Below are 16,285 nucleotides of genomic sequence, written 5' to 3'. Positions count from 1 at the left end.
TCGCGTCACGCTGTAGCTTTCGTTGTCTGCCACACACCGGCCACGCCATGGGGTGTCACGGGAGTGCGACCGAGCGAAGTGACGCATTTCGCCCAGAAAAACGCCGACCTACGCGCCCGCGGGCCCCGTTGACAAGCAGCGGGGCGGGGATCTAGAGTGCCGGCCCTCTGAGCTTCTCGCTCGGAGGCCCCAGACCCAACAATCATCGGCTCATCCAACCCGGGGCAGCTCTGCCGCTGGGTTTTTTTCTGCCGTTGATGGGAAGAAGCTCTTCGCTTTCGACCCAGCTTTCGACTTCACCGAACCCACGGAGACCGCGCGTCCATGAGCAATCAGTACGGCCACTTCGACGACGAGAGCCGCGAGTACGTCATCACCCGGCCCGACACGCCGCTGCCCTGGCTCAACTACCTGGGTTCGGACGAGATGTTCGGCCTCTGCACCAACACTGCGGGCGGCTACACGTTCTGGAAGGACGCCAAGCTGCGCCGGCTGACGCGCTATCGGTACAACAACGTGCCCATGGACGTCGGCGGGCGCTATCTGTACGTGAACGACGGCGGGGTGGTGTGGAACCCCATGTGGAAGCCGGTCAAGACGGCCCTGGATCGCTACGAGTGCCGCCACGGCCTCGGCTACACGAAGATCACGGGCGAGAAGAACGGCGTCGAGGTGGAGGTGCTCTTCTTCATCGTCCCCGGCGAGAACGTGGAGATCTGGCGCACCCGGGTCACCAACAAGAGCGGCGCGAAGAAGGACATCCAGCTCTTCTCCTTCCAGGAGTTCTGCTTCTTCGAGGCGCTCAATGACATGACCAACTACCAGCGCACCTACTCCATCGGCGAGGTGGAGATCGACGGGAGCGCCATCTACCACAAGACCGAGTTCCGCGAGCGCCGCTCCCATTACACGCTCTTCGCCTGCACGCGGGCCGTCGACGGGTTCGACACGAGCCGCGACGCCTTCTGCGGCAGCGTCCACCACGGCCTCCACGAGGCCCAGGTGCCGGCCAAGGGCAAGGCCACGAACTCCAAGGCGTTCGGCTGGAACCCGATCGGCAGCCACCAGGTGAGCCTCTCGCTCGAGCCCGGCGCGAGCGAGACCCTGAGCTTCGTGCTCTCGTACGTGGACCAGGGGGAGCTGCCCAAGTTCAAGGCGCCCTTCGTCCTCAACAAGCAGAAGGGCAAGGAGATCCTGGCCAAGTACTCCGCGCCCGGCGCCGTGGACGGGGCGTTCGCGCAGCTGAAGGAGGACTGGGCCGGGATCCTCTCGAACTTCCAGGCCGACTGCCCGGACGAGCACGCGCGGCGCATGCTCAACACCTGGAACCAGTACCAGTGCATGGCCACCTTCAACCTCTCGCGGTCGGCCAGCATGTACGAGACCGGCATCGGCCGCGGCATGGGCTTCCGCGACTCGAACCAGGATCTCCTTGGCTTCGTGCACCTCATCCCCGAGCGCGCCCGCCAGCGCATCCTCGACATCGCCGCCACCCAGCTCAGCGACGGCACCTGCTACCACCAGTACCAGCCGCTGACGAAGAAGGGGAACGCCGACATCGGCGGCGACTTCTACGACGATCACCTGTGGCTCATCCTCTCCACGTGCGCGTACATCAAGGAGACCGGCGACAAGGACATCCTCAAGGCGGCGGTGGGCTACGCCGACAAGCAGGGCTCCAAGGAGGACCTCCTGCACCACCTGGAGACGTCCATCGCCTACACGATGAAGAAGCGGGGCCCGCACGGCCTGCCGCTCATCGGCCACGCGGACTGGAACGACTGCCTGAACCTGAACTGCTTCAGCACCGAGCCCAACGAGAGCTTCCAGACCGCGGGCGACGTGAAGGACTCGAAGGCAGAGTCCGTGATGATCGCCGGCCTCTTCCTCTACGCCAGCCGCGAGATGGCCGCCCTGTACGACTGGATGGGCCAGAAGTCCGACGCGGACCGCATGCGCGCGCACTACGCGGACATGCTGGCCGTGGTCGAGAAGGAGGCCTGGGACGGCGAGTGGTACCGCCGCGCCTACGACGCCGAGAGCCGGCCGGTCGGCAGCAAGGAGAACGAGGAGGGCAAGATCTTCATCGAGAGCCAGGGCTGGTGCGTGCTCGGCGGCGCCGGCGCGGACAACGGCCGCGCGAAGCAGGCGATGGAGAGCGTGCACAAGCACCTCTACACGAAGAACGGCATCGTGCTGCAGCAGCCGGCGTACTCGACCTACCACCTCGAGCTCGGGGAGGTCACCTCGTACCCGCCGGGCGTGAAGGAGAACGCGGGTATCTTCTGCCACAACAACACCTGGATCCACCTGGGCTGGTGTCTGCTGGGCGAGGGCGAGCGCGCGCTCGAGTACTATCTCTCCATCTGCCCCTCGGCCAAGGAGAGCCAGATCGAGACGTACCGGGCCGAGCCCTACGTCTATGCGCAGATGATCGCGGGCAAGGACGCCCCGGTCTTCGGCGAGGCCAAGAACGCCTGGCTCACCGGCACCGCGGCCTGGACCTTCGTGTCCGTCAGCCAGGGGATCCTGGGCGTGCAGCCCCAGTACGACGGCCTGAAGCTCGACCCCTGCGTCCCCAAGGACTGGAAGAGCTTCTCCATCTCCCGCCGCTTCCGCGGCGCCAGCTACGAGATCAGCGTCAAGAACTCGGGGGTGTGCAAGGGCGTGAAGAAGCTGACCGTGGACGGCAAGCCCGTCGCGGGCAACGTCATCCCGCTGTCCCCCGCCGGCAAGACGGTGCGCGTCGAAGTCGAGATGGGCTGAACGGCCCCCTGTCCGCGCGCGCTGGCGCCGGCCGGCGCGCGCGCCCCCCATCCCCGCAAACTGCGCAGGTGAGCCGCGCGGCGGCTCGGTCGTCTCGGCTGGCGCGCACGCGGCCACCAGTCGCCTCGGGCGGAGCGCGCGCGGCTCAGTCGCCTCCAGGCGCGGCGACCCATCGCCCGTTCAACATGACCTGCTTCACGCGGCGCATCGCCCGGATGTCGGCGAGCGGATCGCCCTCGATCAGGACGAGATCGGCGAGCTTGCCCGGCTGGATGCTGCCGAGCCGGTCGTCGATGCCGAGGAACCTGGCGTTCTCCAGCGTGCCGGCGACGAGGACCTCCATGGGCGAGAGGCCGCTCTCGACGAGCAGCTCCATCTCGCGCTGGTAGGCCCACCCTCGCTCGGCGCGCGGCGCCGTGCCGTGAGAGCCGACCACCACCCGCACCCCGGCCCGGCGCGCGGGGCGCGCGGCGCCGGCGAGCCTCCTCCTGTTCTCGAAGCCGAGCACGTGGGCCTCGGCCGCGCCCTCGTCGCTGGCGCGGCGCTCGAGGAGGGCGAGGGTGGGGGCGGCCGCGTCGCGCACCAGCACCGCGCGCTCCGGGCGGGCTCGGGCCGGCTCGTCGAGCAGCGGACCGGCCAGGAAGAGCCGCGGCACCGGGCCGAGCCTGCGCGCGGCGTCATACGCCTCGACCCATTGCCCCGGCGCGCGCAGCGAGGTCACGCCGCGCTGCAGGAACAGCCCGGGCAGCCCGTCATCGCCGTCGAAGCGGAAGCGCGCGTCGATGAGGCCTGGCAGGACCGAGAGCCCGGCGCCGGGAACGACCTCCGCGCCGGCCGGGACGTCCGTGGCGCCGCGCGCGCCCGCGGCCACGACGCGATCGCCGCGGACCACGACGACGGCGTCCCGCACGGGCGGCCCTCCCCGGCCGTCGACGAGCGTGGCGCCGACGATCGCCACGGAGTGCGCGGCGTCCGGCCGCGCGATCGCGTTGATCTCCCGTGCGGACGGGACTTTCGGCTGCTCTTCCGGAGGTGGCCACTGCACGGGCGCGCTCGCGCAGGCGTAAAGGCCCGAGAGCGTCGCCAACAGACACACGCGCAACCGAAAGCTCATCGTGCCCTCCCCGGTGACGTGAAGTGTGCGAACTGTGCGCGGACAATGTGAGAACAGCGCGCGGACGATGCGCAGACGTGCGCGGACAATGCGCAAACAGCGCTCCACCGGTCCCTGGTCAACCACGCGCGTCGCCGGAGCTCCGCGGCGCGCATGGATCCGTGTCGCTGCGCCCAGCGCCAGCGACCGCAGAGCGAGGTCCGGATCTCCGGCCGCAGGCGGCTGAGGCGTCGCACCGTTGATCATAGCATCTCCGGCTCGCGGGGCCGCTAACATGAGCGCTTTTCAACTTCCACCTTCGCGCCGGAGGAGTGCTCGCGGCGAGGTCCGCCCCGATCTCCAGATTCGCTGGTGCCACCCAGACGGCGTGACGCCGCGAAGAGCGCCGGGCGCGCGCAGGTCCAGTCCGAGCTTCGCCGTGCAGTGTCTCGTGGGGCACAAGAAAGCTTGGAACTCGCGGCTTGCTGGATCCGGCGCGACGCTCCGCGGCCGCGGCGAATGCGATCGCGGGCGCCCGTACAGCGGCGATGCGCGCTCGGCTGGCGATGCGCGCTCGGCTCACGAACGGCGACTGCCGTTCTGCCACGGCGGGACGCCGCCATCGGGCGATTCCCGAGCCGCGCAGGCCCCGCCGGTCTCGTCCTCGTCGGCGCTCATGTCACGATGTTTTGGTCGCCCGGGGGGGTGGCCAAGCGCGGAAAGTCGATTCCGTGCGCCGCTCGAGATAGTTGAGCGTCACAGCCTGGGTGGGGTAGGGTGCCACCGCCGGCGCGGCGGGGACGCCGTGACGGGCATGCACCGGTGGGACCGGCTGACAAATCGATTTTCGAAGACTGGCGCTCGTTCAAGCGCGCTGGAGGACATCATGCGTAGCATCAATCTTCTTAGCATTGGCTCGATGGCTCTCATGTTTGGCGCGACCGCGTTCTCCGCAGGGTGCGGGGACGACACCGACACGGGTGGCTCGGGCGGCGGGAGCACCGCGAGCAGCACCACCTCGGGCACGACCGGCACGACCGGCACGGGCGGTAGCGACGAGGGCGGCGGCGGCTCGGGCGGCAGCGGCTCGGGCGGCGAGGACGCAGAGTGTGTGACCTGCTCGGCGCCCCTCCTCGCCGACGCCGACCCGAACGACCTGTGCGAGGCCTCGAAGCCGAAGTACGCCGCGCTCACGGACTGTATCTGCGAGGCCTGCGGCGCGGCGGAGGGCGACGTCTGCTATACCGCCTGCACCACGGACGAGGCGGCGGACGACGCGTGTACGCAGTGCGGCACCACGGCGGCCACCACCGCGGATGGCGCATGCGCGGCGGAGGGCACCGAATGCATCCAGGACAGGGTCGAGTGATCTCCACGCGCTGAGGTCTCGCGGCCCGTCCGCTCGACCTCCGGCGCTCCGCTCCGCGGCCGCAGCGGCAGGCAGGCGACTGTCTCCCTGCGGCCGTTTTCGCGCCCTCCGCCGGCGCTCCTCGGCGCTGCGACGCGCCGTGGCGAGCCCGCGCAGACGGCTATTCCACCTCGGACACGGTCACGTCGACGGTCATCGTCTCGGCGGCGGACGTGTAGAGCGTCCCCGCCGTGGGGGTGGCGTCGAGGTAGTTGCGGCCGTAGCCGACGCGCACGTGATCGAGGCTGGTCAGCACCCCGTTCGTCGGGTCGAACCCCTTCCAGCCGATGCTCGGGATGTACAGCTGCACCCACGCGTGCGTCGCGTCGGAGCCGGCGCGGCTCGTGCTGACATTGCCTGTATAGATGTACCCGCACACATAGCGCGCCGGAATACCCAGGAGCCGCGCCAGGCAGATGAACAGGTTCGCGAAATCCTGACAGACCCCGCCCCGGCTCACGAAGACGTCGTGAGGGGTGGTCGTCAGGGTTGTCGAGCCCGGCAGATACTGGTATTCGCGAAAGAGCGTCAGGTTGATCGCGAAGAGCGTCTCCAGCAGGTCCCCATCATTCTGCTCGACGAACGACATGGCGTAATTGAAGAGCTCCTGGAGCTGCGTGTCGGGGAGCTCGACGGGGCGCACGTACGGCGCGATCATCGCCTGCTCCCAGGGCATCCAGACGAGGGGGAACGCGGGCCGGATCCTCTTCTTCGCGAACGCGAACGGATCGGCGTCGAGCAGCTCCACGGTGGAGTCGGCGGAGATCCTGAGCGCTGTATACGGGGTGGTGATCTCGAAGCGCGTGGCCCAGTTTCCGAAGACGTCCTCGAACTCGACCGCGGGGACCTCGGGGTCGATCGCGAGCGTGTGCGAGAGCACGCGCTGGTCCCAGTCGTATATCGGACACAGATGTAGCTTGTGGACGCTGCGCTCCACCGGGCGATCGTAGGTGTATGTCGTCGTATGGACGACACGAAGCTTGCGACGCGTCACGCCTCGGCGCGCACCGACAGCTCGATGCGCCAGCGCTCGTTCGGCTTCTGCGCCTCGCGGGGGATCGCCTCCAGGAGCAGCGTCCCCACCTCGGTGACCGAGGCGCGCAGCTGCACCGGCACCATGTCCCCCTCGCGGCGCCCCTCCGCGGGCAAGGTGACCTCGATGGGCGAGAGCTCCTCGAGCTCGCCGGGCTTCCAGTGCTCGAGCTCGGTCCCGGCCTGGTCGTCCCGGCGCACCGACGAGCTGAAGAAGCGGAAGCGCACCGGCTCGCCGACCACCACCCCGAACTCCTGCGGCGGCAGCGTCGCCTCGGTGCCCTCCTCCATGCCGAACGGCGCGAGGCAGAGCGCCGTGATCGGCGGCTCCAGGCCCGGCACCGCGGGCACGGCGCCCTCGATGCCCACGTAGTAGGCGCGCGCCGTCCCGCCGCGGATCCGGAGCCCCCGGCCGCGCCGCGCCAGCCCGTAGGCGGCGGCCCCGCGCGCGACAGCGAGGTCCAGGTCGTCGATCGGGAGCACCCGCGGCCGCGGCGCGCCGTCCTCCTCGAGCCACGCGCCGAGCGTCGCGATGAGCCGCTCGCGCAGCGCCGCGCTCTTCATGACGCCCCCGTTGAAGAGCACCGCCGTCGGGTGCAGGAGCAGCGGCGCGCGGCCGGACTCGGCGCTCGCCGCCCCCTGCGGGACGAAGCCCTCGAGCCGCGACGTGGCGCCGGCCTGCCGGCCGAGGAAGGCCGCGAGGTGGCGGGTGATCGCCGGATCCTGCGCGTACGGCAGGCCGAGCTGCGTCAGGCCGGCGCGCGCGCGGGTCGCGGGGCGCGCGGAGGACGGGACCTCGGGGAAGAACCCGTCGACGAGCGTCCGCGTGATCTCGTCGCGCGTGAGCTCGGTCCGGATCGACGCCCCGAGCAGCTTCGACCCGCGGCCGGCGATCACGATCGGCGCCTCGTTCAGCGACGGATCGCCGAGCAGCCGCTCCTTCGCGACGCGCGCCGCGTGGGTGAGCGACGTCATCTGCCAGCGGTCGAGCTCCTTGCCCTCGGCCGCGAGCTTCGCCTTCACCACGTGCGCGAGCGCGAGGTCCATGTTGTCGCCGCCGAGCAGGATGTGATCGCCGACCGCCACGCGGACGAGCTCGAGCGAGCCGTCGCGCGGGACCGCGGCGATGGCGGAGAAATCGGTCGTACCGCCGCCGACGTCGACCACGAGCAGCACGTCGCCCGGCTGGAGGTGCTTGCGCCACGCCTCGCCGGCCGCGTCGATCCAGGCGTACACGGCGGCCTGCGGCTCCTCCAGCAGCGTGAGGTCCTCGAAGCCCGCGGCGCTCGCGGCCTCGACCGTGAGGTCGCGCGCGGCGGCGTCGAACGACGCGGGCACGGTGATCACGAGCTCCTGCTTCGTGAGGGCGAGCTCCGGGTCGTCCTTCGCGAACAGGTGGTCCCACGCCTCGGTGAGGTGCTCGAGGTAGCGCCACGACGCCTCGACCGGCGAGATCTTCTCGATGTCCTCGGGCGCGCCGACCGGCAGCGTCGGCCCGCGCCGGTCGATGCCGGGGTGGCAGAGCCAGCTCTTCGCGCTCGAGATGAGGCGCGCCGGCGCGTCGACCCCCCGCGCGCGCGCGTGCTCGCCGACGACGAACCGCCGCTCGGCGTCCCACGGCAGCGCCTGGAGGCCCTCGCTCTCGTGGGGGATGTACATGAACGAGGGCAGCAGCGGCCGCGCCTCGAGCGTGCCCTGCGCGACGAGCTGCGGGACGGCCAGCACCTCGGGCGAGGGCGCGAGCCGCGGATCGGCGCCTTCCTCGGGCAGGCGCGCGTAGGAGAGCGCGCAGTGCGTCGTGCCGAGATCGATGCCGATGATGTAGCGCGCGCTCATAGCTCGACCTCCGCGGGGGCGATGATGCTGGCGTCGTGGCCGGCGACCGGCGTCGGCAGCGAGAGCTCGTCGGCGCGCCAGCCCCGGTGGCGCAGCACCCCTCGGTATGGCGCGCTTCCGGACACGTTGCCGATGAGCTTGATCTCGGACGGGTTGTAGCCGGCCTCCAGCGTGACCCTGGCCCCCTCGTCCTCGCGCCGCACGGGCGCGAGCTTCGCGTGGCCGCGCAGCGCCTTGCGGCAGCCCTCGTGGACCATCCTCGCCGCGACGCCGACGTCCGCGTCGCCGAAGGAGGCGATGTCCTGCTCGAGGAAGTCGACCAGCCGCCCCTCGCGCTGGAGCAGCGCGAGCAGCTGGAGCGCCGAGCTCGCGGCGGGCGGCGAGGGCGGCGCGGGCGTGGCGCGCGGCGGGGGCGCTGGCTCCTTCTTCGCGGCCTCCGGGGCCTCGGCCAGCGGCGGCGCGCTGCCTTCACGAGCTCGCTCGAGCTGCTCCGGCTCACGCCGCCCGGCCGGCGGCAGGGCGGCGGCCTCGCGCGCCTGCCAGGCCCGCGCGGCGAACCGGGGGTCGAACAGCACGCGGAAGAAGCACGCGAAGGCGAACCAGAGCCGCGTGGACCAGGGAAGCGGGGGATCGTGGAGGTCGGCCACGGCGAGAGCCTAACGCCGAGCGTTGCGATCGGTACAGAGACCGGCGAGCGGGGCAGGAGGGCGCCTGTCCGGCGCCGCCGCGCGGGACGCCGCCGGGCGGATCAGAAGGTCGCCCGGAGGACGGGGAAGCGGAGCTCGTGCCCCTGCGTCACGCCGAACTTGAACATCTCGTCCTGCGAGTACAGCGGCCTGAGCGAGAGCGACGGCATGCCGAGCGCGACCCGGCCCGGCGTGATGTCGACGAGGCCGAGCCGGGGCTGCTCCCAGCGGCCTCCCCGGAGGAGCGGCGCCGCGTCCGTCGTGATCTGAACATTGACGCCCGGCTGGGGGGGCTCCGTGGCCGGCTCGTTGCGGATCGGCTCGCTCTGATCCGTCTCCGGGGGCTTGTACGCGGTCGCGTTCAGGGTGACGACGAGGGTCGGGATGACCAGCGCCATGCCGCCGGCGAGCATGTAGAGCGGCACCTCCGAGGGCGGCTCCGCGGACTCGATGAAGTAGCCGGCGACGCCGCCGCCCGCCGCGCCGAGCCCGCCGAAGACGAGGTAAGGCCAGGCGCGCTCGACCCCGATCGCGCCCATCGTCAGCATCACGACCTCACCGCCGAGCAGCGCGCCGCCGACGATGCCCTTGCCGGTGACGCTCACCCTGTCGCCCTCGCTCGCTTGCTGGGCGCTCGCGCGCCCGGGTGCGCCGGTCAGCACCGCCGCCGCCACGGACGCCCCTGCCAGACACTGCGCTGCCTTTCGATTCATGCGGTTGAGCGGCATCGTGTTTTCCCCGTGTCGATTGTCGCGAAGCCTGCGAGGGCTGGAGCTCTGGACCGCCGCCGGCCGCGCGTCGCGCGACCTGCGCCCGGGCCGGCCGGCTGGCGGCCCCGCCTGGGCCGTCGCGCCGTTCTCGAATTGTGAACCGCTGGCGGAGAGCGGGGACGCACGCGCCTCCTCTCTCCTCCAGCGAAGCCGGTCGCGCGAGACTAGCACGGGTTTCAAGGCTCCGAACCGCTGCATTGCCCGTGCGGAGGATGGGTGGTATGGCTCCACCGGAACCGGGCCGTGGCCCGCCGCCGCCTGCCGCCCAGAGCGCGGCAGCCTTCGAGGGATTACCGCTATGGGCCGCATCGGACCGATGGAAATCGCCCTTCTCATTGGGCTCGCCCTGCTCCTCTTCGGCGCTGGGAGGATCGCAGACGTCGGCAAGGGCATCGGCGAGGGCATCCGGAATTTCAAGAAGGGGCTCAAGGACGACGAGGACGAGGACCCCGCCAAGCAGCTCCCGGCGAAGACCGACGCCAAGGAAGAGGACACACACAAGCCCGTGTAGTCCGGGCGCGGCGCGGCGCGGCGCGTGGACAGACGCGCAGCGGCGCGCGCCCGGCGCCGCCAGACGCTGGTCGACGCTCGCTGGCGCGCGTCTATACTCGATCGCCGTATGCCTCACCGACTCCTGGAGCGCATCGTCAAGGCGCTCGTGGTCTCCGCCGCGTTCCCGCTGGCAGCGTACTTCGTTCTTCAGTTCGGCCCCGGGGGGCTCTGGCGAGGGTTCGAGCCGGCGCTCGCGGTCACCGGGCAGGTGGCCAAGGCGCCGTACGACCTCACCCGCCTCGAGGCCGTGAACGAGACGCTCAAGATGATCCGGGACAAGTACGTCGAGCCGGATCGCGTCAAGCCGAAGGAGATGCTGCTGTCGGCGCTGAACGCCGTGCAGCGCGACGTCGCGCAGGTGATCGTCCTCAACGAGGATCCCAACGAGGTCACCGTCCGCGTCGAGACCAGCGAGAAGAAGTTCCGCATCGACAACATCCAGGGCCCCTGGGACGTCTCCGCGCGGCTGCGCGAGGTCTTCGGCTTCCTGCAGAAGAACCTCAAGGGCACGGAGGTCGATCTCCGCGACGTCGAGTACGCCGCGTGCAACGGCATGCTGCACACGCTCGACCCGCACTCGACGTTCCTGAGCCCCGAGGCGTACAAGGAGATGAACCTCTCCACGTCGGGCGCGTTCGGCGGGCTCGGCGTCGTGATCTCGATCCGCGACCAGATGCTCACGGTCCTGAACCCGATGCCCGACACGCCCGCGGGCAGGGCGGGCCTCAAGCGGCTCGATCGGATCGTGAAGATCAACAACGAGTCGACGCTCAACATGCCGCTCGACGACGCCGTGCGGAGGCTCCGCGGCGATCCCGGCACCGCGGTCACCGTGTGGGTGACCCGCGACGGCGACGGAGGGTGGCAGGGCCCGAAGGCGTTCGAGCTGACCCGCGAGGTGATCAAGGTCAGGTCCGTCGAGTCGCGCGCCCTCGACGGCGGCGTCGGCTATGTCCGGCTCAAGACGTTCCAGGCGACCTCGACCGCGGAGCTCGACGCGGCGCTCGACGGGCTGCGCGCCAAGGGCCCGCTGAAGGGGCTCGTGCTCGATCTGCGCGGCAACCCGGGCGGCCTGCTCGATCAGGCCGCGCGCATCGCCGACAAGTTCCTCGCCGACGGCGTCATCGTCTCGACGGTCGGCGCCTCCGAGGGGCGCGAGGAGAAGCGCGCCAAGGGCCCCGGCACCGAGCCGCTGTACCCGATCGTGGTGCTGGTGAGCGGCAACAGCGCGAGCGCGAGCGAGATCGTGGCGGGCGCGCTGAAGAACAACGACCGCGCCGTCATCGTGGGCTCGCAGACGTTCGGCAAGGGCAGCGTGCAGCTCGTGTTCCCCGACGTCACGGCGGAGAAGGCGGCCCTCAAGCTGACGATCGCGCAGTACCTGACGCCGGGCGACATCTCGATCCAGGGCGTCGGCGTCACGCCGGACATCGAGCTCGACCCGATGACGGTCGACGAGCTCGAGATGGATCTCACCGTGCAGAAGGACGGCCTCCGGGAGCGCGACCTCTCGGCGCACCTCTCGAACGCGCGGGCGGCGGCGGCGGGCAAGCCGTCCGAGGTGGTCCGCTACCAGCTCACGAGCGCCGAGCGCGAGGAGATGCGCGAGCGCGGCGGTGACATCGACGAGGACTTCGCCCTCGACTTCCCGATCCGCTTCGCGCGGGATCTCGCCGCGCGGATGCCGCAGAACACCCCGAGGCTCCAGCAGCTCCGGGCGGTGCACGACCACATCGAGCAGGTCGGCAAGGAGGAGCTGGGCAAGGTCGCGGCCGAGCTGGCGAAGCTCGGCGTCGACTGGTCCGACGCCCCCGAGGCCGCGACCCCGGCGGCCAAGTCCGAGCTCGACGTGAAGGTCGAGACCGATCGACCGAACGCCGAGGTGACCGCCGGCCAGCCGATGGAGATCCGGGTCACCGTCAAGAACAACGGCAAGCAGCCGGTCTACCGGCTCCGCGGGACGACGGAGAGCGACAACCTCTACTTCGACAGCAAGGAGCTCATCTTCGGCAAGATCGGCCCCGGCCAGACGAAGTCCGCGAAGGCGCCGCTCGGCTGGTGCGAGGTCGAGGGGCGGAAGGTCGGCTCGACGAAGCCGAGGAAGGCCAACGAGAAGCGCTCCTGCAAGATCCCGATGGACGCCCTGTCGCGGAGCGACGGCCTCAAGGTGAAGTTCGAGGCCGCCGCCGCGCCGGAGCCGCCCCCGGTCGAGATCCGGCCCACGGTGCGCGCGCTCGACCGGCCGCTCTTCCAGTACGCCTACCAGATCGTCGACGACCGCGAGGGCAACGGCGACGGGCTCATCCAGAAGGGCGAGCGGGTCAGCATGTACCTGACCGTCAAGAACGTCGGCAAGGGCCCGTCCTACGAGACCCAGGCGAACATCGCGAACCTCTCGGGCGAGGGGCTCATGCTGCACGCCGGGCGCTTCGACGTCTCGAACATCAAGCCGGGCGACGTGCGCAAGGTGGTCTTCACCTTCGACGTGGAGCCGCAGCTGTCGGAGCCCGAGGCGACCCTCACGCTCTCGGTCGGCGATCGCGACCTCCGCGAGTTCGCCAGCGAGAAGGTGAAGATCCCGATCTCGCCCCGCCTCCAGCTCAAGGGCGGCGGCTCCACCGCGAAGGCCGGGGCGGAGGGGGCGATGCTGCTCCCGACGCCGGAGCCGAGCGCGCGCGGCTTCGGCCGGCTCCCTGCGGGCGCCGTGGTCAAGGTGCTCGGCGAGGCGCCCGGCGGCTTCCTCAAGGCCGACCTCGGCGGAGGCCGCTTCGCGTTCGTCGCGCCGCGGGAGGTGACCCCGGGCGGCGGGCCGGCGCCCGCGGCGGTCGCGTTCGAGGACGTCTACTCGCACGCGCCGCCGACGCTCGACATCGCCGCGGCGGCGCTCGCGACGACCGCCGACACGGTGAAGATCACGGGGACGGCGTCGGACAGCGAGCGGCTCCTCGACACCTTCATCTTCGTCGGCTCGCGGAAGCTCTATTACAAGTCGAACCGCGACGGCGCGGACCCGAAGAAGGCCGAGTTCTCGTTCGAGGCGCCGCTCCGGCCGGGGGTCAACGTGATCACCGTCGTCGCGCGCGAGACGCCCGACACGACCACGCGGCGCACGCTCGTGGTGCGCAAGGACGGGCCCGACGGCTCGATCCTGAAGACCCCGAAGTCCGACAACCCCGTCGACGACTGGATTGCGGAGCGCGGGGGCGAGGACTAAGGCGCCAGGCATGGATGACGGGCGCAAAGAGCGGTGCTTCGCCGGGCGACCCTGCCCGGCGAGGCAGTGCTGCGCCGGGCTGCCCTGCCCGGCGAGGATCTGGTAGCTTCGACGCGTGGGACTCCTCGCCTGGCTGGGCCTGAAGCAGGGGGGCTCGTTCCCGAACCTCGACGCCCTCCTGAAGGAGCTCCGCACGGCGCTCCCGGACGACGAGGCGGTGGTCCTCCGCTACATCGCGACCGTCATCGTCCTGCTCGGCAAGGTCGCCTGCGTCGACGGCCGCTTCTCCGACAAGGAGGACGAGCTGCTCCGCGACCTGCTCACGCACGTCGACGGGATCGCGCCGAGCGGCGTCGACGCGGTGTTCAACGCGCTCCAGGGCAAGCTGCCCTCGCTCCAGGACGGCGAGGTCGATCGCTGCTACCGCGAGCTCAAGGCGCTCTGCAACGCGAGCGAGCGGGTGGAGATCGTGCGCCTGCTGATCCGGCTCGCGGCGGCGGACGGCGCGCCCACGCCGGCCGAGCGGGCGGAGATCACGGGCATCGCGGAGGAGCTCGGCGTCCCCCTCGCCGAGATCGAGCCGGATCTCGCCGGCCGGGCCGGCGGTCAGGCCGGCTCGTCGGGGGAGCCGGAGGAGCCTGGCGGAGAGACGCGGGGATGAGCGGGCGGCGCAGCGGCGCAGCGGCGCTGCTCAGTCGCGCGCGTCTCGCTGCTCGGCGCCGCTTTCAGGGCTCGCGGCGCGGCTCGCGCGGCGCTGCTTCAGCGCCGTGAGCGTCACGAAGAGGACGAACAGGACGGCCCCGAGCACCGCCACGAGCACGCCGAGGTTGAAGAGGTAGTGCGCGCCCTGCGCGCCGCCCACCCCCATCAAGAAGATGCCGAGCAGCGCGATGCCCGCGCCGATGACGGGATCGGGGCCGACGTCGTTCTCCGAGGTCGCATGCGAGAGCCCGCCCCCTTGCACCCCGCCGGCCTCGTTGCTCATCGGATGGCTCACAGGAGGAGCTTAGCAAACTGGTCAACGGCCCGAAACCCGCCAGCGCCGTACCCGGGCTATGCTGCGCGGGTGAGCACGCCCACGAACCCCCTGAACGACCGTCCTTCCCGTCCCGCGTCGCCCGACTTCGCCGGGCGCCGCGTCATCAGCTTCGAGAGCCGCCGCGCCGCCGAGATGGCGTCGCTGATCCAGCGGTATGGCGGTGTGCCCGTCACGGCGCCGACGCTCCGCGAGGTGCCGATCGAGCGGAATGAGCGCGCGCTCGACTTCGCGCGGCGCCTCGCGGGCGCCGAGTTCGACCTCGTGATCCTGTTGACCGGCGTCGGGACCAGGGCGCTCGTGGCCGAGGCGGCGCCCGCGCTCGAGCCGGGCCAGGGCGACGGCGGGGCGCCGGCTCGGGACGGAGCAACAGACGCCCAGGGCGTATCGCTCATCGCCGCGGCGCTGTCCTCGGTGCAGCTCGTCGTGCGTGGCCCCAAGCCGGCCGCGGCCCTGCGCGAGCTCGGCCTGACCCGGTTCATCACCGTCCCCGAGCCGAACACGTGGCGGGAGATCCTCGACGTCGTCGGCGCGCTCGGCGGCCTGAGCGGAAAGCGGATCGCCGTGCAGGAGCACGGGGCACCGAGCCACGAGCTCTACGCCGGGCTCGAGGCGGCCGGCGCCCGCGTCACGCCGGTGCCCGTGTACCGGTGGGCGCTCCCGGAGGACACCACGGCGCTGCGGCAGGCGCTCCGCCTGCTGGCGGACGGCGGCGCGGCGATCACGCTGTTCACGAGCCGCGCGCAGGTCGAGCACGCGCTGCTCGTGGCGGCCGAGGAGGGGCTCGTCGAGCCGCTGCGCGCCGGGCTCGCGCGGGGCGTGGTGGCGTCGATCGGGCCGGTGTGCACGGAGGCCCTCCGCGCCGAGGGGATCGAGCCGGATTTCGAGCCCGAGCACCCGAAGATGGGCCACCTGGTCAAGGCGGCTGCCGCGCGCGCGGGCGAGCTCCTCGCCCGCAAGGGGAACCAGGCCGACGCGCCCGCGCCGGCTCAGTCGTCGCCGTCTTCGTAAGCGGATTGCGCCACGGTCGCCGGCCGCGGCTCGGGCCGGGCCGCCGGCGCGGCGGCCGCAGCGCTCGCGCGCTGCTGCGCGTCCGCGTGGCCCCTGTCGACCAGCTCGGCGCGGTAGAGCACGCGCCCGTCCTCGGCGGTGATCTCGCCGCCGACGTCGCCCCAGGCGAAGTCGTCGCTCTGGAGCGTGCGCATCGTCGCCTTCGTCTTGCCGATGCGGACGCGGAAGCTCGTCTTCTGGCAGGCGATGGGGGCGCCGCCGACCTCGACGTTCACCGCCTCGGTGCCGAGCACCTCCTCGTTCTCGTCGGCGGCGAGCGCGGTCTTGGCCATCATCGCGTCGTAGTCCGAGAGCGTCGCCGGCCGCTCGGCCCCGCCCTCGATCCACGCGGCGCTGAGGATCTCGCCGCGCCGGCTCGGCGCGTCGCTCATGCGGACCCGCAGCGCCTCGGTCTCCCTGTCGCCCTCGAGGGTCACGTCGACAACGAGGACATCGCCCTCGCGCGCGACCACCCGCTGCGTGAGGAGCAGCGGCGTCTTCCTGAAGCTGCCCGAGAACCGGTGGGCCACGTAATCGCCGGGCTCGCGCGCCGCGGCCGTCTCCTCGGCGGTCGGGGCGCTCTCGTCGGTTGCGCCCTTCGCGCCCTTCGCGACATCGCGCCGCGCCTCGACCGCCGTCTTCACGGCGATTCCGTGGGGGCGGCCAGCTCGAGCGTTCGTTCCGATCCCCGCGCCGCAGCCAGCGGCCAGGATCGTGGTGAGGGCGGCGAAGAGGAGCGGTCGGTTCATGCACCCCCGGTACCTGAGGGCGCCCTCCATGGCCCAGTTTCTGGCAGCGTCGCGGGCGCGCCGAGGCCGACGGCGCGGCCGTCAGACGCGCCG

Annotated in this window: 13 protein-coding genes; 6 read left to right on the top strand and 7 right to left on the bottom strand. The window is 71.4% G+C overall.

Translation table 11 applies throughout. From position 1 onward, the window contains the following. The first annotated feature begins 324 nt into the window (after positions 1-324). Positions 325-2,766: a GH36-type glycosyl hydrolase domain-containing protein gene (locus WME89_RS39635; protein ID WP_438004779.1), complete on the top strand. Its 2,442-nt coding sequence runs from the start codon at positions 325-327 to the stop codon at positions 2,764-2,766. 145 nt (positions 2,767-2,911) lie between these two features. Here WME89_RS39635 and WME89_RS39630 read toward each other — a convergent pair whose 3' ends face one another. Continuing rightward, positions 2,912-3,880 (bottom strand): amidohydrolase family protein, encoded by a 969-nt coding sequence (locus tag WME89_RS39630; protein WP_438004778.1) that lies wholly within the window; start codon positions 3,878-3,880, stop codon positions 2,912-2,914. A gap of 898 nt (positions 3,881-4,778) precedes the next feature. Between WME89_RS39630 and WME89_RS39625 the strand changes: the two genes are divergently transcribed. Then, positions 4,779-5,228 (top strand): hypothetical protein, encoded by a 450-nt coding sequence (locus WME89_RS39625; RefSeq protein ID WP_438004777.1) that lies wholly within the window; start codon positions 4,779-4,781, stop codon positions 5,226-5,228. A gap of 160 nt (positions 5,229-5,388) precedes the next feature. Here WME89_RS39625 and WME89_RS39620 read toward each other — a convergent pair whose 3' ends face one another. The 4 genes from WME89_RS39620 to WME89_RS39605 form a co-directional block, all read right to left on the bottom strand. Next, positions 5,389-6,261, bottom strand: coding sequence for a transglutaminase family protein (locus WME89_RS39620; protein WP_438004776.1), 873 nt, complete (start codon positions 6,259-6,261; stop codon positions 5,389-5,391). Further along, a complete protein-coding gene (locus WME89_RS39615) occupies positions 6,258-8,135 on the bottom strand; it encodes an Hsp70 family protein (protein WP_438004775.1) in 1,878 nt (625 codons plus the stop codon). The genes WME89_RS39620 and WME89_RS39615 overlap by 4 nt, the downstream gene beginning before the upstream one ends. Next, entirely contained in the window at positions 8,132-8,782 is a 651-nt protein-coding gene (locus WME89_RS39610; protein ID WP_438004774.1) for a DUF2760 domain-containing protein, read from the bottom strand. The genes WME89_RS39615 and WME89_RS39610 overlap by 4 nt, the downstream gene beginning before the upstream one ends. Before the next feature lie 101 nt (positions 8,783-8,883). Next, positions 8,884-9,534: a hypothetical protein gene (locus WME89_RS39605; RefSeq protein ID WP_438004773.1), complete on the bottom strand. Its 651-nt coding sequence runs from the start codon at positions 9,532-9,534 to the stop codon at positions 8,884-8,886. Between the two features lie 373 nt (positions 9,535-9,907). On the opposite strand from WME89_RS39605, the gene WME89_RS39600 reads away from it, so the two are divergent. The 3 genes from WME89_RS39600 (at position 9,908) to WME89_RS39590 (ending at position 14,018) form a co-directional block, all read left to right on the top strand. Beyond that, positions 9,908-10,102, top strand: coding sequence for a twin-arginine translocase TatA/TatE family subunit (locus WME89_RS39600; RefSeq protein ID WP_438004772.1), 195 nt, complete (start codon positions 9,908-9,910; stop codon positions 10,100-10,102). A gap of 108 nt (positions 10,103-10,210) precedes the next feature. Next, a complete protein-coding gene (locus WME89_RS39595) occupies positions 10,211-13,357 on the top strand; it encodes an MXAN_5808 family serine peptidase (protein ID WP_438004771.1) in 3,147 nt (1,048 codons plus the stop codon). Positions 13,358-13,472: 115 nt separating this feature from the next. Further along, complete coding sequence (locus tag WME89_RS39590) at positions 13,473-14,018, top strand: TerB family tellurite resistance protein (protein ID WP_438004770.1); 546 nt, start codon at positions 13,473-13,475, stop codon at positions 14,016-14,018. Between the two features lie 30 nt (positions 14,019-14,048). Here the strand turns inward: WME89_RS39590 and WME89_RS39585 are convergent, their stop codons facing one another. After that, positions 14,049-14,342 (bottom strand): hypothetical protein, encoded by a 294-nt coding sequence (locus WME89_RS39585; RefSeq protein ID WP_438004769.1) that lies wholly within the window; start codon positions 14,340-14,342, stop codon positions 14,049-14,051. 81 nt (positions 14,343-14,423) lie between these two features. On the opposite strand from WME89_RS39585, the gene WME89_RS39580 reads away from it, so the two are divergent. Beyond that, positions 14,424-15,404 (top strand): uroporphyrinogen-III synthase, encoded by a 981-nt coding sequence (locus WME89_RS39580; protein ID WP_438004768.1) that lies wholly within the window; start codon positions 14,424-14,426, stop codon positions 15,402-15,404. Here the strand turns inward: WME89_RS39580 and WME89_RS39575 are convergent. Further along, positions 15,383-16,192 (bottom strand): hypothetical protein, encoded by an 810-nt coding sequence (locus WME89_RS39575; RefSeq protein ID WP_438004767.1) that lies wholly within the window; start codon positions 16,190-16,192, stop codon positions 15,383-15,385. The genes WME89_RS39580 and WME89_RS39575 overlap by 22 nt on opposite strands. Positions 16,193-16,285 lie beyond the last annotated feature (93 nt).

The sequence above is a fragment of the Sorangium sp. So ce321 genome (assembly GCF_051530195.1).
GTDB lineage: Bacteria > Myxococcota_A > Polyangia > Polyangiales > Polyangiaceae > Sorangium.
Note: the sequence above shows the minus strand (reverse complement) of the source record. Positions and strands in the feature narration are given on the sequence as shown.

What these genes read in the sequence shown, in the direction of transcription:
- WME89_RS39635 (WP_438004779.1), top strand. Translation starts at nt 325, where the DNA reads ATGAGCAATCAGTACGGCCACTTCGACGACGAGAGCCGCGAGTACGTC.
- WME89_RS39630 (WP_438004778.1), bottom strand. Translation starts at nt 3,880, where the DNA reads ATGAGCTTTCGGTTGCGCGTGTGTCTGTTGGCGACGCTCTCGGGCCTT.
- WME89_RS39625 (WP_438004777.1), top strand. Translation starts at nt 4,779, where the DNA reads ATGGCTCTCATGTTTGGCGCGACCGCGTTCTCCGCAGGGTGCGGGGAC.
- WME89_RS39615 (WP_438004775.1), bottom strand. Translation starts at nt 8,135, where the DNA reads ATGAGCGCGCGCTACATCATCGGCATCGATCTCGGCACGACGCACTGC.
- WME89_RS39605 (WP_438004773.1), bottom strand. Translation starts at nt 9,534, where the DNA reads ATGAATCGAAAGGCAGCGCAGTGTCTGGCAGGGGCGTCCGTGGCGGCG.
- WME89_RS39600 (WP_438004772.1), top strand. Translation starts at nt 9,908, where the DNA reads ATGGAAATCGCCCTTCTCATTGGGCTCGCCCTGCTCCTCTTCGGCGCT.
- WME89_RS39595 (WP_438004771.1), top strand. Translation starts at nt 10,211, where the DNA reads ATGCCTCACCGACTCCTGGAGCGCATCGTCAAGGCGCTCGTGGTCTCC.
- WME89_RS39585 (WP_438004769.1), bottom strand. Translation starts at nt 14,342, where the DNA reads ATGAGCAACGAGGCCGGCGGGGTGCAAGGGGGCGGGCTCTCGCATGCG.
- WME89_RS39575 (WP_438004767.1), bottom strand. Translation starts at nt 16,192, where the DNA reads ATGAACCGACCGCTCCTCTTCGCCGCCCTCACCACGATCCTGGCCGCT.